We start from the raw sequence: 18,625 nt of genomic DNA on the forward strand, positions 1-18,625 counted from the left end.
GAAAGCGCGTAAAGTTAATTAAATTTTGAAATGTTATGCAAGCATACTAATTTTTTTTGATAAAAAAATCTACCCTTCCGCTAAACCTCAACAGCGTTTTAAACGCTGTCGAGGTTAACGAAAAAATAAAAAATTATTGCTCCATATAACTGGTAATAGGTTCGCAAGCACAGATTAAGTTGCGATCACCATAGGCCGAATCAATGCGAGAAACGCTTGGCCAGAATTTATTTGATTTCACATAAGCTAATGGGAATACGGCCTTCTCTCTGCTATAAGGTCGATTCCATTCGCCCACTAACACTACGCTTTGTGTGTGCGGAGCATTTTTAAGCACATTGTTTGATTTATCGGCCAACCCATCTTCAATTTCTTGAATTTCAGCACGAATACTCAACAAAGCATCGCAGAAACGATCTAACTCCTCCTTATTTTCTGATTCAGTAGGTTCAATCATAAGGGTACCTGCCACAGGGAAAGATAAGGTAGGAGCATGGAATCCATAATCCATTAATCTTTTGGCAATATCTTCGGCCTCAATACCTGCACTTGCCTTGAACGGTCTACAATCGACAATCATTTCATGGGCACAGCGACCTTGTGAACCTGTGTATAAAATGTTGAATTTAGTTTCTAAACGAGCTTTGATGTAATTGGCATTTAAAATGGCCGTCTCAGTAGCTCTTGTTAAACCTTCGCCACCCATCATGGCGATGTAGGCATAGGAAATTGCTAGAATACTCGCCGAACCCACTGGGCCCGCAGAAACTGCTCCATGGCTATCAGCCTCAACAGAGTCGGTCATGACATGGCCTGGTAAAAATGGTACTAATTGCTTAGCAACGCCAATTGGACCCATGCCTGGACCACCTCCACCGTGAGGGATACAGAAAGTCTTGTGTAAGTTCAAGTGGCAAACATCCGCTCCAATGGTAGCTGGAGAGGTCAAACCCACTTGAGCGTTCATGTTCGCCCCATCCATATATACTTGACCTCCATTTTCATGAATGATCGCACAGATTTCTTTGATGGATTCTTCAAATACACCGTGGGTACTTGGATATGTTACCATCAAACAAGCTAAATCATCCTTGTGTTCAATGGCTTTGGCACGAAGTTGTTCTACATCTATGTTTCCGTTGGCATCACAACCTGTCACAATAACCTTCATGCCTGCCATCACCGCAGAGGCTGGGTTGGTACCATGTGCTGATGAAGGAATCAAGGCCACATTACGATGAGATTCACCTCTGGATGCGTGGTAAGCACGAATCACCATAAGTCCCGCGTATTCTCCTTGTGCACCTGAATTGGGTTGCATAGACATCGCTGCAAATCCCGTGATTTCGCACAACCAGTCATTTAATTCCATGATAAGTCTTTGGTAGCCTCTCGTCTGACTAGCTGGAGCGAATGGGTGAATTTTGCCGAGCTCAGGCCAGGTCACCGGAATCATCTCGGTGGTGGCATTTAATTTCATGGTACAAGATCCCAAGGAAATCATGGAGTGTACCATGGATAGGTCTTTTGCCTCCAATGATTTCAAATAGCGCAACATGCCATGCTCGGAATGATAACGATTGAATACATCATGGGTTAAAAAAGCACTTTGACGAGTCAATTTAGCCGGTATTTTCCAGCTAATACTCATTTCCTCGCCTAAAATACCTTGCATTTTCACGCGTTGGAAGAAACTTAAAATTTCTACCACATCCTCTTCTTGAGTAGTCTCATCTAAGGAGATACTCAATTTGGAGTTGTCGTTTCTAAAGTAACGGAAGTTTCTTTCTGCCGCCTCAGCCATTTCTCTAATCTCTTCCGTGTATTCACCTGTGATAACAGTGATGGTATCAAAGTGCTGGGTATTTTCTAGGTTAAAACCAAGTTTTTGTACACCCGCCGCCAAAAGTTCTGTCAAACCGTAAATTTTGGTGGCTTTCTTTTTCAATTCTTCTGGACCATGATAAATCGCATATGCGGCCGCCATAATCGATAAAAGTACTTGGGCTGTACAAATGTTGGAAGTAGCTTTCTCTCTTCTAATATGTTGTTCACGGGTTTGAAGTGCCATACGTAAAGCCCTATTGCCTTCCGCATCTACGGACACCCCGATGATTCTACCTGGAATATTTCTTTTGTATTTTTCTTTAGTAGCAAAGAAAGCAGCATGTGGACCACCAAAACCCATGGGTACGCCAAAACGTTGAGAGCTTCCCACGACTACATCTGCACCCATCTCGCCCGGAGGAGTCAATAAGGTCAAGGCTAATAAATCTGCCGCCACTACTACCTGAAGTCCATTCTCTTTAGCAGCTTCAATCAGTGATGTATAATCAAATACCTCTCCATTGCTGGCAGGGTACTGTAAAACGATGGCATAGTATTTGGGATCCGTTACGTCCATTTGTGCATGATCTCCTACTACTACTTCTATGCCTAGAGGTTCCGCCCTCGTTTTGATTACATCAATAGTTTGAGGTAAACAAAGTTCAGAAACGAAGATGGATTCTGCCTCATTTTTCTCCGCAGGTCTTTGGCCATGTAGCATGGTCATGGCTTCAGCCGCTGCAGTACCTTCATCTAATAGAGAAGCATTGGCAATTTCCATTCCTGTCAAGTCAATGATCATGGTCTGGTAATTCAATAGCATCTCCAATCTACCCTGAGCAATTTCCGCCTGGTAGGGTGTATAAGCAGTATACCAAGCTGGATTTTCTAGAATATTTCTTAAAATGACAGATGGAACTATCGTATCATAGTATCCTAATCCAATATGGCTTTTGAACAGTTTATTTTGACCCATGATTTGTTTGAAATCGCGTAGAAATTCAAACTCGGTTTTTGGGTTAGGTAAACGTAATCCTTGAGCTAATCGAATTTTTTCAGGAACAGTTTGTTGAATTAAAGTAGGAAGACTGTCTGCGCCAATAGTCTGTAACATGGCAGCAATATCAGCTGGATTTGAATTGTTGTGACGCAATGAAAAATCCTCCCTGTACTTAAAATTGGGGATCATAGGATGAAGGCGAAAATTGTGTAAAAAAACGCTGTAAAATTAATCTTTTTATGGGATTTATTTTTCAATTCTTATCTTGCAAGCTCAATTTTTTCCTCAACAAAATGAAAAAGACTTACTATTCGGTTTTAGCACTTTTTTTGGTCGCTAAACTTATTCCTTTGAGCTTATTAGCTCAGTCTAATCCAGTCCCTTATGCCTATACGATTAAGGCAGAAGAATTAAAAAAACATTTGACATTTATAGCTTCGGATAGTCTGAAGGGTAGAAATACAGGTTCAGCTGAACAAAAAGTGGCTGCCAATTATATCGCGAATCATTTTAAGGCTGTAGGCCTAGCTCCTGTTCAGGGTAGTTATTTCCAAAAAGTGGATTTAGTCAATCGTGCATGGACTACCGTACAAGCACAGATCAAAGGTAAGAGCTATGCTTACATGACGGACTTTATGGCTTATGCCCTTGCCCCAGTAGCCGCTGGTACCAAATCTCCTGCTGTTTTTGCGGGATATGGTGTTCAGCAAGGTGCCTTCAATGATTTTGATAAATTGAAAGCCAAAGGTGCTATGGTGGTGGTATTTGACGGAGAAGTAAAAGACCAAGCAGGCAATTATGTGTTATCTGGTTCTAAAGATCCTTCCGCTTTTGGTAAAGCTACTGGCTGGAGAGAGAAAGTGAAATTGGCTAAAGCAGCTGGAGCCAAAGGTTTAATCGTGATTACTGATAAAGACGAGAAGTCATTCAGCACGCAGCTTAGTCAGCGCCAAGCTATGATGAAGCGTTTTGGAAATGAGCGCATGGTTTTCAAAGAAGATACTCAAAATAAAGATGCTGAATTCCCTGTTTTGTTGGTTTCTGCTTCCATGGCCGCTCAATTATTAGGTACTGATGTAGCGGCTTTAGAAGCTTACAAATTAAAAGTTTCTACTGAGAAAAAGTCGGTAGCTACTAAATTCAAACCAGGCATAATCGACTTGAAAATTGAGAGTACCGAAACTCCAGTGGATACTTACAATGTGGTGGGTTATTTGGAAGGTACTGATAAAAAATCGGAGGTAGTGATTATTACTGCTCACTACGATCACATTGGGGTTTCATCAGATGGCCGAATCAATAATGGAGCGAATGATGATGGTTCAGGTACAGTAATAGTGATGGAATTAGCGGAGGCATTTGGAAAGGCGGCTGCTGAGGGACATCGTCCACGCAGAAGTATTTTGTTTATGACCGTGACTGGTGAAGAAAAAGGATTGTTAGGATCTGAGTATTATTCCAACCATCCTTTATTCCCATTGGAAAACACGGTGTGTGACTTGAATATTGATATGGTGGGTCGTCACGATGATGACCATATTGGCAAGCCTGATTACATTTATGAAATTGGTTCAGATAAATTGTCCTCTCATTTGAGAGCAATTTTGGAAGATCAAAATAAGAAGCACATTGGTTTAGAGTTGGATTATAAATACAATGATCCAAATGATCCTAACCGTTTTTATTATCGTTCTGACCATTACAATTTTGCAAAGCATAAAATTCCGGTGGCATTTTTCTTTAATGGTGTACACGAAGATTACCACCAGCCAGGTGATGATGTAGAGAAAATAGAATTTGATCAAATTCAAAAGGTGGGTCGTTTAGTATTCTATATGGCCTGGGAGATTTCCAACAGAGAGCAACGTTTACCTGTTGATTCAAACAAACCTTAATAAAACTTAGACCATGAAAAAGCCCCGATTTTGGGGCTTTTTTGTTGGCAAGTATTCTTATAGCATATTGGAAATTTTCTCCACAAAGGCCTCATGTTTTTTTTGAGCCTGAAGAATGAAGTCATTTTCTTTCCAATTTCCGATAACCTGCTCCATTTCTTTTTGATTATGGTACATGGCTTGTCGGAATGGATCTTGGAAATCTTTTGCTCTAGATTGGGCAATACCCTCCGAAATCCAAGCCGATACTTCCAGCGCTTTGGATTTCCATGTTTTTATAAATGTAGGTTCCTCCAGATTTTCTGGATGAATCATGCTAAGAGTAGATAAAGCATTTTGGAATTTAAGTTCAGGGTAAAGAATCGCCTGATCTGAATAAAACTGATGCACCTTACTCCAGCTCTTAATTTTACCTTGACGAATCTGATCTTTTAAATCATTGACCGCTTCGGTCGGAATGAGTTGTCCGCCTAGATTTTCCCAGGAAGAAATGCGTTGCTTAGGCATTTGATGAAGTAGCTCCTTTGGAGATTTCTCTGGATTTCTTTCATGAGCAAGTACCCATTCATGGAATGCGTGGTAATAAATCAAATCCTTGAAAATATGGTAAGCACGATAGGTCTTAGCAATTTTACTTTTACGTTTAGAATTTTCGATTCCACTAACCCAAACATCCAATGCGACATGTTCATTCGCAGGATTATTCAACCATATTTTCCCAGCTGCTCTTGTCTTTTCAGGCAATGCATCGCCCACCCAGGTTTCCAACAGGGCTAGAGCATTGATGATTTCATCCATTGTATCAGGTGCTAAGAAATCATATTCCAACAACATGTTTTTGTCGATTCGCTGGTCACGATTGGCAAACTTCCAGGCATTTCGGGCTAAGGCATACATGTTGTAATGAAACCAATAGGCCGCAATGATTAAAAGTCCACCCGAAGTATCATCATTTCCAATCAGAGAAAAGGGGAGGGGATTATGGATTTCTGCCGGATAATTTCCCTTGGAAATCAGGTTGAAACTGGCAAACTTGGAGTTGTGCTTTAAACTAATGGAAAGACCAGGCCAAAAACCCCGACCGGCTTGTAGTTCACCATCTGCCCCCCGGCTGTTATGATTGGAACCAAGGGTTGCACCTGCTGCCATATTGCTTTGGCCTTTGATGATGGCGGCACAGAGGAAGGAATTGTTGTGGTGCTGCTCATGAGCAGGAAATATCAGTGCATTTAGTACTTCACAACAAGAAATAGTGGAATTACTTCCCAAAAATGAGTTAATTAATCGGGCTCCATATTTTAATTGTGAGTGGGAGGCCAAGATAAATCTGACGGCTTTAACCCCGTAAAAAATGCGACATCCTTCATGTATGATTCCATTGACCAATTCACAGCCTTCGCCTATTTGAGTGTTGGCACCTGGGTAGGAGATGATGGTCAGGTTTTTTAGCTTATTAGCTCCTTTGATATAGGTATCGGTGCCCATATTGACATCCTTGATGATGCCAGTATTTTTAATGACGGTTCTATCGCCAATTTGCCCGTAATACCCTCTTTTGGTAGAAAACTCGGCTTGGGTAAGGGCTTTATATTGAGATTGTAGTACTGCATCATCCCTGTCCTGCGTCCATAAATAGGCGTCCGCTGGGCGCATTCCCACAAAGGGGATAACTTTTCTGCCCCCGTTTTCATTGCCTAATTCCAACCAAATTCGAATTCGCTCTTCTTCTCCTTCTTTTACTAGTCCATTACCAAATTTAGCAGTAGGTGTGGTAGCTAGCTCGTTCACCTGTAATATCATGACCTCATTACCTATTTGGTAATGTGATAATAAATTGACTCGGTCAATACTTACATTATCGCCAATATCCGAACTAATGATAGTACTGTTGTAAATACCTACGGGCATTCTCAAGTTTTTGAATTCCAAATAGACATGTTCCAATACCCCAATTCTATTGAGGCCAAAAAAACGGCAGTTTTTAATTAGGTGGGGGTTAAAGCCAGGTTTAACTAGCACATTTTTCCAGTTTTCTGCTTCATTGAAATTGGCTTCTAGAATTTCAATTTCTCGGGTAGTTAAAGATCGATATTCTGCCACATTGATGACTTGATTCCGTAAATCAAATTCGCTTTCCTCGGGGCCTAAATAGGCAGTAGTCACAAATTCGAATCCCAAAGAGGCGATGGGTTTTTTCTCTATTCGATTCATCTTTCGTAAAATTCTATGGGTAGATCATCTGGGTCTGAAGTGAAGGTAAAGCGTTTTTGGGTAAACTCATCTATGCGGATTTCTTCACATTCAAGCCCTCTCTCTCGTAAAATAGCAACAGTTTCATCTAAATTGCTTACTTCAAATGCCAAATGCCTCAATCCACAAGCCTCTGGACGAGAAACTCGGGCAGGAGTTTCAGGGAAGGAAAATAATTCCAAATAGTAAATACCATTAAATTGTAAATCAAGCTTGTAGGAATCCCGCTCCTTGCGATATACTTCTCGAAGGATTTCAAAGCCCAAAATTTCGGTGTAGAATTGTTTGGAATGAGCGTAATTGGAGCAAATTATTGCTACGTGATGTATACCAATTAAGGGGATTTTATTTTGCATTATTTTTGAGGACTAATGGCCACAGCAATCTTGGAATCGGCGGTGCCATAATATAAAAACCATTGAGATCGAAAAGGAACCAAGCCTTCTACAAAACATACTTCATTCACTTCTCCAACCTGCTCATACTCCTTATTGGGCCAAATAAAAGGTTGTTGAGATCGCTGAATGAGCTGATAAGGTTTCTCCAGATGAAATAGCGCCTGAGCTGCGCTATAAGTAAATTTGGGGAATTTGGAATCATTAAAATTTGCCGCATTACTACTATTATAAAGTAGCAAAATACCTGATTTCCGTAGGAGGGCGTAGGGGCCAGGTTCCACTAATCGACTGTCAAAATAGCCTTTTCTTGGATGAAGCACGGAAATCCTTTGTTGGTTTTCAGCATCCTCCAGCACTGTCCAGTGGATCAGGTCTTTGGATTGCGCCATAAATAAATCAGTATCTCCAAAATACAACCAATAATAGCTATTGATTTTCGTAGCAATCAAGGAAGTACCGGATTGTTTCACCACGATAGCCCCTGATTTCGACCAAAGATCTACGTATTTTGGTTCCTTTAACATAGGACCTAATTTTTTCCAATGCAATAAATCACTCGAAATAGCTGAGCATAATCTGGCTGTTTTTCCATCATATGAAGTATAGGTAATGAGATAATGACCATCTTCCGTTTGAACGATTCTAGGATCCTCAATACCACCCGGCCATTCGTATTTTTTAAACTCATCTTGTGCTGGGTAAAGAATAGGTTGAGGCATTTTTTTGAAATGAATACCGTCCTCACTGGTGGCTAAACCAATGCGAGATGTACCTAAAGAGTCTTGAGCCCGATACAGTAGATGCACCTGGCCGTTTTTAACCAAGGCGGTAGGATTCAGTACATTTTTATTTTCCCAAGCCACGGTTTTTCCTTGGATCGGACAAAAAAATGCTTGCTGTAGACTAGGTTTTAGAATAGGATTAACCGCATCTTGTTTAGTGAAAGGTAAGATTTGCCAGGAATCTCTGTTTATATGCTGTCCTTGTGAGCAAAAAGAACTTAAATAAATGGACGAAGCCAAGAGGCAGTGAAAGATTTTTATTTGTAGATTCATGGCGTACGGAACGAGTTTAAATTTACTAAAATGCTTGTGGAAACGCATATCAAATGGTCATTTTCGGCAAATTATTGCCGAATTGTTTATTTGCTATCCCATACTGATTAGTATCCTGCTATAATTTTATCTAAGAATCCTGTATTTGATCAATAGAAAATTTTAAATTGAAACATAATACATCCAAAACAACCTATGGAAAGACGTGATTTTTTACAATCCTCCCTATTGACTTGCCTAGCTGCTGGCGTGCCCAGTATTCAAGAAAAAATAGCTGCACCCCAATTGCAGCCAAAAATCAAATTAAGTGTATCCAGTTATTCGTATTGGCATTTCAAAGGGGACAAGTTTCCGATTGAAAAAGTCATAGATGATGCGGCAGCATTAGGATTGGAAGGGATAGATGTGTTGCATCGACAGATGGAAAGCGAGGACAATGCTTATTTGCAGAAATTGAAGAAGCATGCGTTTGTAAACGGAATAGCCATGACCTGTTTGTCCATTCATCAGGGATTCGTTACTCCAGACAAAGAGGAACTGAAGAAACATGTGGATCATACCATTCATTGCATTGAATTAGCCTATAAAATGGGAATACCTTGCTTGCGACTAAATACGGGTCGTTGGAATACGATTAAGTCATTCGATGATTTGATGAAAAACAGAGGAATTGAGCCTATTTTGCCAGGTTATACAGAGGATGACGGCTATAAATGGTGTGTGGATGGTATTCAACAATGCCTTGCCAAAGCAGAAGAATGCGGGGTTTTATTAGCATTAGAAAATCACTGGGGATTGGGTTCCACGCCTGAAGGTATGTTGCGTATTCATGATACGGTGAATTCTCCTTGGTTGGGTTTACTGATGGATACGGGTAATTTCTTAGAGGATCCTTACGACAAATTAGAGAAAATTGCTCCCAAAGCTAGCTTTGTGCAAGCGAAGACATATTATGGCGGAGGCGAATGGTATTCTTTGGAATTGGACTATAAAAGAATAATCAATATTTTGAAAAAGGTCAATTACCATGGTTATGTCTCCATTGAGTTTGAAGGTAAGGAGAATGCCTATTCTGGGGTAAGAAAAAGTGTGGAATTACTCAGAAAGGCCTTGGCTTAATATCAAATTCTTGGACAACAAATCGTTTTTTAAATCGTTCGCTCAGGTATGACGCAACGCTGTCAAGGTTTTAAACCTTAACAGCGTTAGGCCGGAGCGAGTATTTATTTTTTCGCTACCAAGGCATAAGAATCGCTAATCATCTGTTTTAATTGGGAAAAGGGCAATTGCCCATTGACCACCACGGTGTTCCAATGTTTTTTGTTCATATGATAACCCGGTAAGACACTGTCAGGATATTCTTCCCGCAGCTCTATGGCACGACTTGGGTCACATTTGACATTGAACCGAATAGGAATTTCATCCAAGGAAAGTAACAAATACATCTTGTTGTGAACTTTGAATACTAAATTGTCTGGTCCAAAGGGAAGGCTTTCTTCAGTCTCCGGGAGACTTAAAGCAAAATCACGAATTTCTTCTAGGTTCATGGGATGCATCTGCCGATACCTTGGCATAAGGGAATTGGGCTACTTTATTTAATTGGTAATAGCTGTCCAATCCTCCTGCACTGACACTCTGGGCTTTTTCCAAATCAATATGTCCATCTGGCAGAAGTATGGAATCTTCTACGGAAATATATTGGATTTTGCCCACTATTAAAATGGTTTGGTTGGTTTTGATTACATGTTCTTCCTCCCAAATCAAGCCCATTTTAACCAAACTATTTTTAACAAAGGGTCCCTCAAATTCGGGAATGATTTCCTCTTCAATACCACAAGCCTCAAATTCAGAGGTATTCGATGGGTAGCGCGCCGAAGTCTGGTGGGCTGCTTGCACCATGGACGCAGGTATTTGATTCAGGGTAAAACGTTTGTTTGCTTGAATGTTTTTGTAGCTATGACTGTCGTTTAACACGGGTCTGAATAAAATCCCTATCATGGCAGGGTTGGCTCCTACATGGATCACATTACTGAAAATGGCCAAATTTGACTGACCATGTTTATTAAACGTTCCCAACAAATGCACCGCCTTCCCTCCAGATAAATGATTGATTAAATTCGTTCGGAAGGATTTCTCCATGGACTCAATGTCGGAAAGCGTGGCTATCATCAGCTTAATTTTTAAAAATGGAGGGGTCGATTCCCTGGTTAATTTTATAGTGGCTAAACTTAACCATAATTGTTCCAGTTTTAGCCACGGGTTTTTGACTATCTACCGTTTGGGTTTTGTTGATATCCACCACGACCCCTTTCGGAACTTTGAATTTTTTTACATCCACCGTGAAAATCAATTGTTCTGGTAAACCCCATTTGGCTTCATCGGAATATTGGTATTCAGTACTGACAGTTCCGTTACTGCGAGAAGTAATTTGGGATTTTAAGATCAGGTTATTGCTTTTGTCGACCCATAATTTGGCCAAAATTACATCCTCACTCTCTCCATTGGGTAACAAATTGATAACCTCCGTTTCCTTATTTTTCAACATTTCTTTGCCTGTACTAATGGGATTGAATTGATCTGAATGTGCCAATAATTGAGCTAAATCGCCAAATCCTTTCTTGGGCAAAATGGCAATCCCTTTTGATTTTAAATGAAACTGATCTTTTTGTTTAAAATATAAGGTGGCATTGACGGGAAGAATCTTAATCAATGGAATGTTGGATTTGATATTCAAATCCACCGAATAATCTTTCACTTGACTCCACTTTTGTTGCAGCGACCGCATGATTTTTTCGGCATCTTGTCCGAAAGAGGGGAAAAGACTACTGAGTATAAAAATTAGGGATAGGAGTAATCTCATCAGGCACTAATATCTTTTTTGTTAAACGTATATATGGAAATCCCCAGAAACACCAAGTTATGAACCACCAAGATAACAATTGATTGAATGATGGAGGATTTTGGGATAGGCTCTTCAAAAAAGTTTCTCCAGGAAGCCATGTGGGTAGTAAATAAATAGGGTCTAATGTGGTCAAAAACGGAAACTTCTAAGGTGCCAATGATCGTAAATAGGATGATGATGGACATGGTGGCGACAATTGGTCCAATCGAGTTTTCGGAGAAACAAGACAAGCAAATGGACAATGAAGCGACCGTCAACAGTGCCAAAAAGGCGACTAAAAATCCACTCAGGTAGCGCCATAAAATATCGGGCTCTTGTAAAATCACTAGCCCGTCGGTATTTAATACGATTAAATCACCAGTTCCAAAAAAGATTCGACCGAACACCAAGGCCATGATTCCTAACCAAATGATGATGCAAGCCGTGTATACCGCTCCAGCAATGAATTTAGAAAGCAGTAGGGTAGTTCTGGAAATGGGCTTGGTCATGACCATGCGAATGGTTCCCATGGCAAACTCTCCGGAAATCAGGTCGCCTGTCACAAGTGCTACCAATAATGGGATTTGAACCAACAACATTTGAAGGATGATGAAGGCAATCAGATTGCCGTTTAATAGGTTACCTTCAAAGCTTAATGTCTGTTCGAAGGAGGAGGTGACAAAGGAAAGAATCGACAAGCCATCGGATTTTAATGCGAATAAAATAACGCCCACCAATACCGTGATGGCTCCAATACCTAAATAACTTCTAGGCTTGGCCACGATTTTGATGAACTCATTTATTACGCTTTTAAATAGCATCTTGTTGAACAATTTTGATGAAATAATCTTCTAAACTACGTTTGGCCTCCAGAGAATATATGTCTACTTCCTGGGCGTTTAGGATCTGACTGATTTGTGGAACCAATGACCTATTCAAATGAAACTCCAGTAGGTTTCCGCTTTTTAATTCAATCGCAATATCTGGGAATGCATTGCTCAATACTTGGATGGCTTTTTCCACAGGTTCAGCCTCCAATCGAATCAATAAATGCTCGGTCGACATTAATTCCTTCACAGACCCTTCTACGATGGATTTACCTTGGTTGATGATAACCATTCGATTGGCAATCATTTCAATTTCACTCAAATCATGCGAGGAAAGGATGATGGTCTTTTGCTGCTCTTCTTTGAGTCGGATAATGAGGTTTCTGACGTCTATGATGCCTTGCGGATCTAAGCCCGTGGTAGGTTCATCCAACACAATTAAATCAGGATTGTGCAACAGAGTTTGTGCAATGCCCAGTCGCTGTTTCATTCCGTGCGAGAAATTCCCCACTTTATCATGCTCTCGACCATGCAATCCCACAAAATCCAACATGGCATAGATATCTCTTTTGCTGGAATAGGTTCCTGAAATACGCGCAAAAATATCTAGGTTTCGGTAGGCCGACAGGTATTTGTAAAAATCAGGCTTTTCAATGATACTGCCAGTCCGGCGAAGAATCTCATTCCGATGCGTTTTGATGGGTAGGTCAAATAATCTGATTTCTCCCGCATCTGCTTGAATTAGCGAAAGCATGCAACGCATACTGGTACTTTTACCTGCGCCATTGGGTCCTAAAAAACCGAATACATCTCCTTTATTTACCTGAAAGCTGACATCTTTGACAGCTTGAAAAGAGCCAAAGCTTTTGGAAAGGTGTTGTATGGATATGATGGACTCAGGCATGTCGTATTCGATATGGTTAGCTAACTAGCTATCCCTTCAGATTGTTTTAAGCCTACATGGTGACCACAGCCTTGATCACCGACTGGGCGGGATCCAGGTAGGAGGCAAAGTTGCTCGCCACCTCCTTGAATGGAGTACGATGAGTGATGAAATCTTGCGTATGTATCCATCCCTTTTTCATGCATTCCATCACCCATTCAAAATCCTGTCGAGTGGCATTTCGACTACTCATCAGGGTTCCTTCGCGTTTGTGAAATTCCGGATGGGAAAACTGAATGGAGTCTAATTGTAAACCTACTAATACATATTTTCCCCCATGTGCCATATATTGAAAACTTTGGTCAATGGCCTTTTTATTACCTGTAGCATCGATGATGACTTGGGGCATATCGCCTTGGGTAATCTCCTTTAAACGAGCGAGGATATCTTCTTGGCCTACTTGAATGCCATATTCTATGCCTAAAACCTCCTGACTAAATGCCAATCGTCCGGCATTGACATCCAAAGCAATGACTTGTCCACCCGCTATCCTTGCCATTTCCATGACTCCTAAACCAATGGGACCCGCACCCACGACCAAGACCCAATCATTCTTTTGGATGTCGGCCCGACGAACGCCATGGGCACCAATGGACAAAGGTTCTAAGAGTGTGTATTCATCTAAACTGAGTTGTTCATCATAGATCAAAGCATTTACTGGCACTTGTAAATACTCCCGCATGGCACCATCTTCATGAACGCCTAGCACGCTTAATGTCTGACAACAATTGGTTTTGCCTTGTCGGCAAGCGACACATTTTCCACATGAAAAATAGGGAATGACACTAACCAAGGCTCCAATGGGGATATTTGAACCAGAACTAATTTCAACGATTTCTCCTACAAATTCATGACCAAGGATTCTCGGATAAGAGAAAAAGGGTTGTGTACCTTCAAAGGCGTGCAGATCAGTTCCACAAATACCCACTTGTTTAATCTTAAGAATCGCCATGTCCTCTTGTAAGGAGGGTTTTTCTGATTCTTGGTATTTCCATTCAAATGGGGTGGTACAAACAAGTTCCTGCATGGGATTATTTGATATTGGGTTGATTCCAACGTTTTTCTAACATTTTAATAAAATATCCACCCACGACACTGCGTGCCTGGAAACCCACCTGTTTTCCATTGGTGGTTTCATGCCAGTCACTCAGAGGGACACGAGTCGGACTTTCCTGCATGAATTGGTAGACAGGGTGTACTAAAGCCTTGAAGTCGGAGGCTTTATCGGACAGGGTGGCAGTCCACAAAATCCAATCACTTTTGGTATAGGTTTTTCTACTATCCAACGGCAATCCGTAGGTGTTTTGTTTCTTCAAATAGTAGGCCATTTCCTTTTCGTACACATATCTAGGGAATAAATTAAGACCTAATAATTTATCCCAAACCAAATTGTATTTCTGACTCCAGGTATTGTTTTTGTTAAAAGTTAAGGCATAATGATCGCCTTCATCGGCCATTTCCATCCATTTTAAGGCATATTTTTTGGCAATGTTTTGCATAGAATCTGCTGTGCTCTTTAATCCCATTTGTCGGGCCATCTGCGCATAAGCCCCAATTCCAACGATGGCCTTGATGGAAAGATTCGCATTGCGGTCTAGGTGACCCGCAAAATCATCCGTACACAATTGATTGGCGGGGTCTAGTCCATCTTTCACTAAAAAATCTACCCAGCGAGTGAGTGTCGGCCAATGCGCTTTGGCAAGTTGGTTGCTTTTTTCCGCCTTACATATCGCCGCCGATAAAATAATCATATTGCCCGCTTCTTCTACTGGCATATCTTCCGGATAGGTTTGTCCGTTGGCCAATGGATAGGTGCCAATATCATGCGCCGGAAAAGGCTTTTTCCATTGTCCGCTTTCACTGTAATAAATCAGTGGTTCCACCATCCCGCGAAGTAGTTTAGGGTTATACCTTAAACTCAAAGGAGCCGATGGATAGGTTACATCTACTGTCCAAATGGAGCCATTACTGAAGTTCTCTTTTTGAGGGAAAAGTACCTCATTTTTTTCTCCCCGTACCAATTTATGCGCAGCCAGAGATTGTCGGTAGGCCATAACACAAAGTTCCGCATATTCTTTACCACCAGCTTGTAGCGCCTCTTGATAAAGTTGTTTGTCAAAGTTTTTACATTGACTCAAAATACTTGGATATTCTTGAGCCGCCTTGACTAGTAGATCATCCATGCTGGCAAAATTCTTTTTCCACCAGGCTTGTAGGTTTTTTTGGAAGTATTGTATGGCATATAAATCATCGTAGGCGAGCATGAGACTGGATTGTTGAGGAGCCTTACTGGCATTCATTTCCCAAGAAGCACTGAGGAAATCTTGACTTCCGGATTCAGTAGAAGGTTTTTTGCCTTCAACTAAATTCATGAGTTGTGCTTGGGAAAGAGTTTTTAATTGATGTTTACTCTGGTTAGTAGCTAAGTAAGCATAACCCCAATCGATGCGTACATCGTCACCCACTTTATTCAAGACTTTTTGAGCACTAAGTCCCGTTTTCAAATAGCGGATATTGCCTTTTTTCCCAGCCACTTCATCAACCATTTGTGCTTTTTCATTTTTAGCGATGTCAGTAGAAAGGCCAAAAGTGATTTTTGTTTTATGGATTTTATTGTCGGTAGATTGTATGCCAAAGCTGATATAAGAAACAGGCCTAGAAAGTAGGTCGAGGTTGGAGGCGAGGAGGGGAGAGAGGAAATTCACCTGCAATTTAACAGGACCACAACTAAACTGATAGCTAGTCTGAGTGGCGCTTATTTGAACGGAGTTTTGTATGGCTAGGTTCGATTGCGAGGAACGAGTTTGTTTGGCGAAACCAGCATCTAGCCAAGAATTTCCGACAGGGTTCTGGCAATGCAAGGCCAGGATATTTTTGCCTTTTTTGAGCTTACTTTTAATCAGGTCGGTCAATGGATATTCCTTCAATTGCTTGGTATGGCAGTTTTCGCAGAAATAGACAGGGTAGCCATTAAGGTAGACTTCCACGTCATCATCGTGGCGCAGTTGGAGAATAAGTTGGTCGATGTCCAAGTCCTCCAAATCAAAGGTACGTCTTACCCAGATGTTTTTGCTATTCCAGGCCGTGTTCCATTTGTTGTCCCAGCCTTTCCCAAAGGGCAATTTGCCTTTATTCCAATAGACATCATTGAAATGCGGGACCATCCAATCTTCGGCAGGTTTGGTCTCGGTATATTGTACCTCGATGGGCTGATTATTTTCTGCGTGGGCAACAATGCTAGTGGAGGGGTATTGTAAGGCACCCAGGAATTGATAGGTTTTTCCGTCTACTTCCAATAATCCCACTAAGGATTGTTCCGAGCCTGTCCAGTGCCTCGTGACCGATTGGTTGAGTTGATCCGTAAATGACCAAACACTAAAATAGGGGTCATGTGTGATGAGCGGATAGGCAGGGGCTTTGGTGACTTGAGCCTGGGCAAAATGGCCCATGAGCACTAAGCCTGCGAACAGAAAAAATGATTTCATAGTTTTGGTTTAGTGAATTAAAGATAGGAAGATTCCAAGTATCCACAAAAGACACAGAAATAATCAAGTTACTGATTATTTGCAGTAAGATGATGTAGTTTTAGCCTGAAAAAAGCTAGGTTTACCACTAACGCTGTCAAGGTTTCAAACCTTGACAGCGTTGGGATTTTCAGCGGTTAAAACATATCCTACTCCACCGTCACGCTCTTCGCTAAATTCCTTGGTTTATCCACATCCAAGCCTCGTAATACTCCTATGTAGTAGGACATTAGTTGGGTAGGGATAACCGTTAATAGTGGGGCTAATAATTCGTCCGTTTCTGGAACTTCCATCACATGATCTGATACACCTCGAATAGCACTATCATCTGGGTTCACTATGGCAATTACCTTGCCTTTTCTTGCTTTAATTTCCTGGATATTGCTGACAATCTTATCGTAATATTTGTCCTTGGTAGCTATGAACATCGTCGGTAAGGTCTCGTCCACCAAGGCGATAGGCCCATGTTTTACCTCTCCTGATGGATAACCCGAGCAAGGAATATAACTTACCTCTTTTAGTTTCAAGGCTGCCTCCAAGGCCACAGGGAAATTGTATCCACGGCCTAAAAACAAGAAGTTGTTGGCTTCCGCATAAACTTGGGCCACTTCTCGAATGGATTCATGACCTGATAATATCACCTGCACTTTTTCTGGAATTTGAGATAATTCCGTCAAATAATGCTTATATGCCTCTTCCGAGATACTTTGTTTGGCTTTACCTATTTTCAAGGCCATCATGGCCAATACAGTCAACTGCGCTGTAAAGGCTTTAGTACTAGCTACCCCAATCTCCGGCCCTGCATGGGTATAAGCTCCCGCATGGGATAAGCGTGCGATGGATGAACCCACCGCATTCACCACTCCAAAAATAAAGGCACCCTGTTCTTTGGCTCGTTCAATCGCCACTAAGGTATCTGCCGTTTCCCCACTTTGAGAAATAGCAATAATCACATCGCCTGGGTGAATGATGGGATCACGGTATCGGAATTCAGAGGCATATTCTACTTCTACTGGAATCCGACAAATCGTTTCAATCATGTATTCAGCAATGAGCCCAGCATGCCAACTAGTACCACAGGCTACCATGATGATGCGCTTGGCTTGGGTGAAAACAGATAAATGTTGGTCTACTCCTGCCAGCGTTAGTGTTAAATTAGAAACGTCTAGTCGACCACGTAAACAATCCGTCAAACTAGCAGGCTGATCAAAGATTTCTTTCAACATGAAATGATCAAAACCACCTTTTTCAATTTGGGCCAACTCCATATCCAATTGTTGGATATAGGGTGTTACCGGCTCATTTCCCAGATTCTTTAAGATGATATCATCTTTGGAAATAATAGCCAATTCATAATCGTTGACATAGATGACACTCTTGGTATATTCGATGATCGGGGAGGCGTCAGAGGCTAAAAAGTGTTCCCCTTCTCCCACTCCAATCACCAAAGGACTACCTTTTCGCGCAGCAATTAATCTGTCGGGATAACCCTCTTCCAACACGATGATGACATAGGCCCCCACTACCCTTTTCAAGGCAATGCGCATGGCTTCCTCCAAGGTAGAATTATTATTGATTTGAATGTCTTCGATGAAATTGACTAATACCTCTGTATCGGTCTCAGATTTGAACGTATAGCCTTTTTGAATTAATTCGGCTTTTAAAGAGGCATAATTTTCAATGATTCCATTGTGTACCAAGGTGATTTTTCCACTATTGGATTGGTGTGGATGGGCGTTAGCATCAGTGGGTTCGCCGTGGGTAGCCCAACGAGTATGACCAATTCCAGCATGAGCTTCTTGAAGAATAGGGGAGTCCCAGCTTTCTAATTCACTTACTCTTCCTTTTTTTTTATAGGATTCAATTTGATTACCGTATAAGGCGATTCCCGAGCTGTCATATCCTCTGTATTCTAACCTTTTTAGACCTTTTAAAATAATGGGATAGGCCGCTTGATGACCAATATATGCTACAATTCCACACATGTGCGATTTGATTTAATATTCAATAGATTAGATTGAGATG

14 protein-coding genes are annotated in these 18,625 nt (G+C 41.2%); 2 read left to right on the forward strand and 12 right to left on the reverse strand.

The features are described from left to right. Positions 1-133: 133 nt before the first annotated feature. Positions 134-3,016 carry an aminomethyl-transferring glycine dehydrogenase gene (gene gcvP / locus ESB04_RS05910; protein ID WP_129026806.1) on the reverse strand — a complete coding sequence of 961 codons (2,883 nt, stop codon included), beginning with the start codon at positions 3,014-3,016 and terminating at the stop codon, positions 134-136. A 104-nt stretch (positions 3,017-3,120) separates the two neighbouring features. Between gcvP and ESB04_RS05915 the strand changes: the two genes are divergently transcribed. Then, positions 3,121-4,722, forward strand: a complete 1,602-nt coding sequence (locus ESB04_RS05915) for a M28 family peptidase (RefSeq protein WP_129026807.1) — start codon at positions 3,121-3,123, stop codon at positions 4,720-4,722. 57 nt (positions 4,723-4,779) lie between these two features. On the opposite strand, the gene ESB04_RS05920 is transcribed toward ESB04_RS05915, so the two are convergent. From ESB04_RS05920 to ESB04_RS05930, 3 genes are read right to left on the reverse strand one after another with little or no spacing between them, the layout of a single operon-like run. Next, positions 4,780-6,933, reverse strand: a complete 2,154-nt coding sequence (locus ESB04_RS05920; protein ID WP_129026808.1) for a DUF4954 family protein — start codon at positions 6,931-6,933, stop codon at positions 4,780-4,782. Further along, entirely contained in the window at positions 6,930-7,328 is a 399-nt protein-coding gene (gloA2, locus tag ESB04_RS05925) for an SMU1112c/YaeR family gloxylase I-like metalloprotein (RefSeq protein ID WP_129026809.1), read from the reverse strand. Before gloA2 ends, ESB04_RS05920 begins: the two co-directional genes overlap by 4 nt. Further along, positions 7,328-8,425: a glycoside hydrolase family 130 protein gene (locus ESB04_RS05930; RefSeq protein WP_129026810.1), complete on the reverse strand. Its 1,098-nt coding sequence runs from the start codon at positions 8,423-8,425 to the stop codon at positions 7,328-7,330. Before ESB04_RS05930 ends, gloA2 begins: the two co-directional genes overlap by 1 nt. A gap of 195 nt (positions 8,426-8,620) precedes the next feature. Between ESB04_RS05930 and ESB04_RS05935 the strand changes: the two genes are divergently transcribed. Beyond that, a complete protein-coding gene (locus ESB04_RS05935) occupies positions 8,621-9,544 on the forward strand; it encodes a sugar phosphate isomerase/epimerase family protein (protein WP_129026811.1) in 924 nt (307 codons plus the stop codon). A 104-nt stretch (positions 9,545-9,648) separates the two neighbouring features. On the opposite strand, the gene ESB04_RS05940 is transcribed toward ESB04_RS05935, so the two are convergent. From ESB04_RS05940 to glmS, 8 genes are all read right to left on the reverse strand, one after another. Then, positions 9,649-9,972 carry an MmcQ/YjbR family DNA-binding protein gene (locus ESB04_RS05940; RefSeq protein ID WP_129026812.1) on the reverse strand — a complete coding sequence of 108 codons (324 nt, stop codon included), beginning with the start codon at positions 9,970-9,972 and terminating at the stop codon, positions 9,649-9,651. Further along, a complete protein-coding gene (locus ESB04_RS05945) occupies positions 9,950-10,594 on the reverse strand; it encodes a flavin reductase family protein (protein WP_129026813.1) in 645 nt (214 codons plus the stop codon). The genes ESB04_RS05940 and ESB04_RS05945 overlap by 23 nt, the downstream gene beginning before the upstream one ends. A gap of 4 nt (positions 10,595-10,598) precedes the next feature. Then, the gene (locus tag ESB04_RS05950) at positions 10,599-11,285 is read right to left on the reverse strand and encodes a hypothetical protein (protein WP_129026814.1); all 687 of its coding nucleotides are present in this window, start codon (positions 11,283-11,285) and stop codon (positions 10,599-10,601) included. Beyond that, entirely contained in the window at positions 11,285-12,127 is an 843-nt protein-coding gene (locus ESB04_RS05955; protein WP_129026815.1) for an ABC transporter permease, read from the reverse strand. The genes ESB04_RS05950 and ESB04_RS05955 overlap by 1 nt, the downstream gene beginning before the upstream one ends. Next, positions 12,117-13,037, reverse strand: a complete 921-nt coding sequence (locus ESB04_RS05960) for an ABC transporter ATP-binding protein (protein WP_129026816.1) — start codon at positions 13,035-13,037, stop codon at positions 12,117-12,119. Before ESB04_RS05960 ends, ESB04_RS05955 begins: the two co-directional genes overlap by 11 nt. 52 nt (positions 13,038-13,089) lie before the next feature. Further along, positions 13,090-14,103, reverse strand: a complete 1,014-nt coding sequence (locus tag ESB04_RS05965) for a zinc-binding alcohol dehydrogenase family protein (RefSeq protein WP_129026817.1) — start codon at positions 14,101-14,103, stop codon at positions 13,090-13,092. Positions 14,104-14,107: 4 nt separating this feature from the next. After that, positions 14,108-16,561 (reverse strand): glutaminase family protein, encoded by a 2,454-nt coding sequence (locus ESB04_RS05970; RefSeq protein WP_129026818.1) that lies wholly within the window; start codon positions 16,559-16,561, stop codon positions 14,108-14,110. A 188-nt stretch (positions 16,562-16,749) separates the two neighbouring features. After that, a complete protein-coding gene (gene glmS, locus ESB04_RS05975; RefSeq protein WP_129026819.1) occupies positions 16,750-18,585 on the reverse strand; it encodes a glutamine--fructose-6-phosphate transaminase (isomerizing) in 1,836 nt (611 codons plus the stop codon). Positions 18,586-18,625: the final 40 nt, after the last annotated feature.

The organism is Aquirufa rosea (assembly GCF_004118285.1).
GTDB classification, from domain to species: Bacteria; Bacteroidota; Bacteroidia; order Cytophagales; family Spirosomataceae; genus Aquirufa; species Aquirufa rosea.

Bases quoted from the DNA above. Each gene is read 5' to 3' on its own strand.
- gcvP (WP_129026806.1), bottom strand. From the start codon at position 3,016: ATGATCCCCAATTTTAAGTACAGGGAGGATTTTTCATTGCGTCACAAC.
- ESB04_RS05915 (WP_129026807.1), top strand. From the start codon at position 3,121: ATGAAAAAGACTTACTATTCGGTTTTAGCACTTTTTTTGGTCGCTAAA.
- ESB04_RS05920 (WP_129026808.1), bottom strand. From the start codon at position 6,933: ATGAATCGAATAGAGAAAAAACCCATCGCCTCTTTGGGATTCGAATTT.
- gloA2 (WP_129026809.1), bottom strand. From the start codon at position 7,328: ATGCAAAATAAAATCCCCTTAATTGGTATACATCACGTAGCAATAATT.
- ESB04_RS05930 (WP_129026810.1), bottom strand. From the start codon at position 8,425: ATGAATCTACAAATAAAAATCTTTCACTGCCTCTTGGCTTCGTCCATT.
- ESB04_RS05935 (WP_129026811.1), top strand. From the start codon at position 8,621: ATGGAAAGACGTGATTTTTTACAATCCTCCCTATTGACTTGCCTAGCT.
- ESB04_RS05940 (WP_129026812.1), bottom strand. From the start codon at position 9,972: ATGAACCTAGAAGAAATTCGTGATTTTGCTTTAAGTCTCCCGGAGACT.
- ESB04_RS05945 (WP_129026813.1), bottom strand. From the start codon at position 10,594: ATGATAGCCACGCTTTCCGACATTGAGTCCATGGAGAAATCCTTCCGA.
- ESB04_RS05950 (WP_129026814.1), bottom strand. From the start codon at position 11,285: ATGAGATTACTCCTATCCCTAATTTTTATACTCAGTAGTCTTTTCCCC.
- ESB04_RS05955 (WP_129026815.1), bottom strand. From the start codon at position 12,127: ATGCTATTTAAAAGCGTAATAAATGAGTTCATCAAAATCGTGGCCAAG.
- ESB04_RS05960 (WP_129026816.1), bottom strand. From the start codon at position 13,037: ATGCCTGAGTCCATCATATCCATACAACACCTTTCCAAAAGCTTTGGC.
- ESB04_RS05965 (WP_129026817.1), bottom strand. From the start codon at position 14,103: ATGCAGGAACTTGTTTGTACCACCCCATTTGAATGGAAATACCAAGAA.
- ESB04_RS05970 (WP_129026818.1), bottom strand. From the start codon at position 16,561: ATGAAATCATTTTTTCTGTTCGCAGGCTTAGTGCTCATGGGCCATTTT.
- glmS (WP_129026819.1), bottom strand. From the start codon at position 18,585: ATGTGTGGAATTGTAGCATATATTGGTCATCAAGCGGCCTATCCCATT.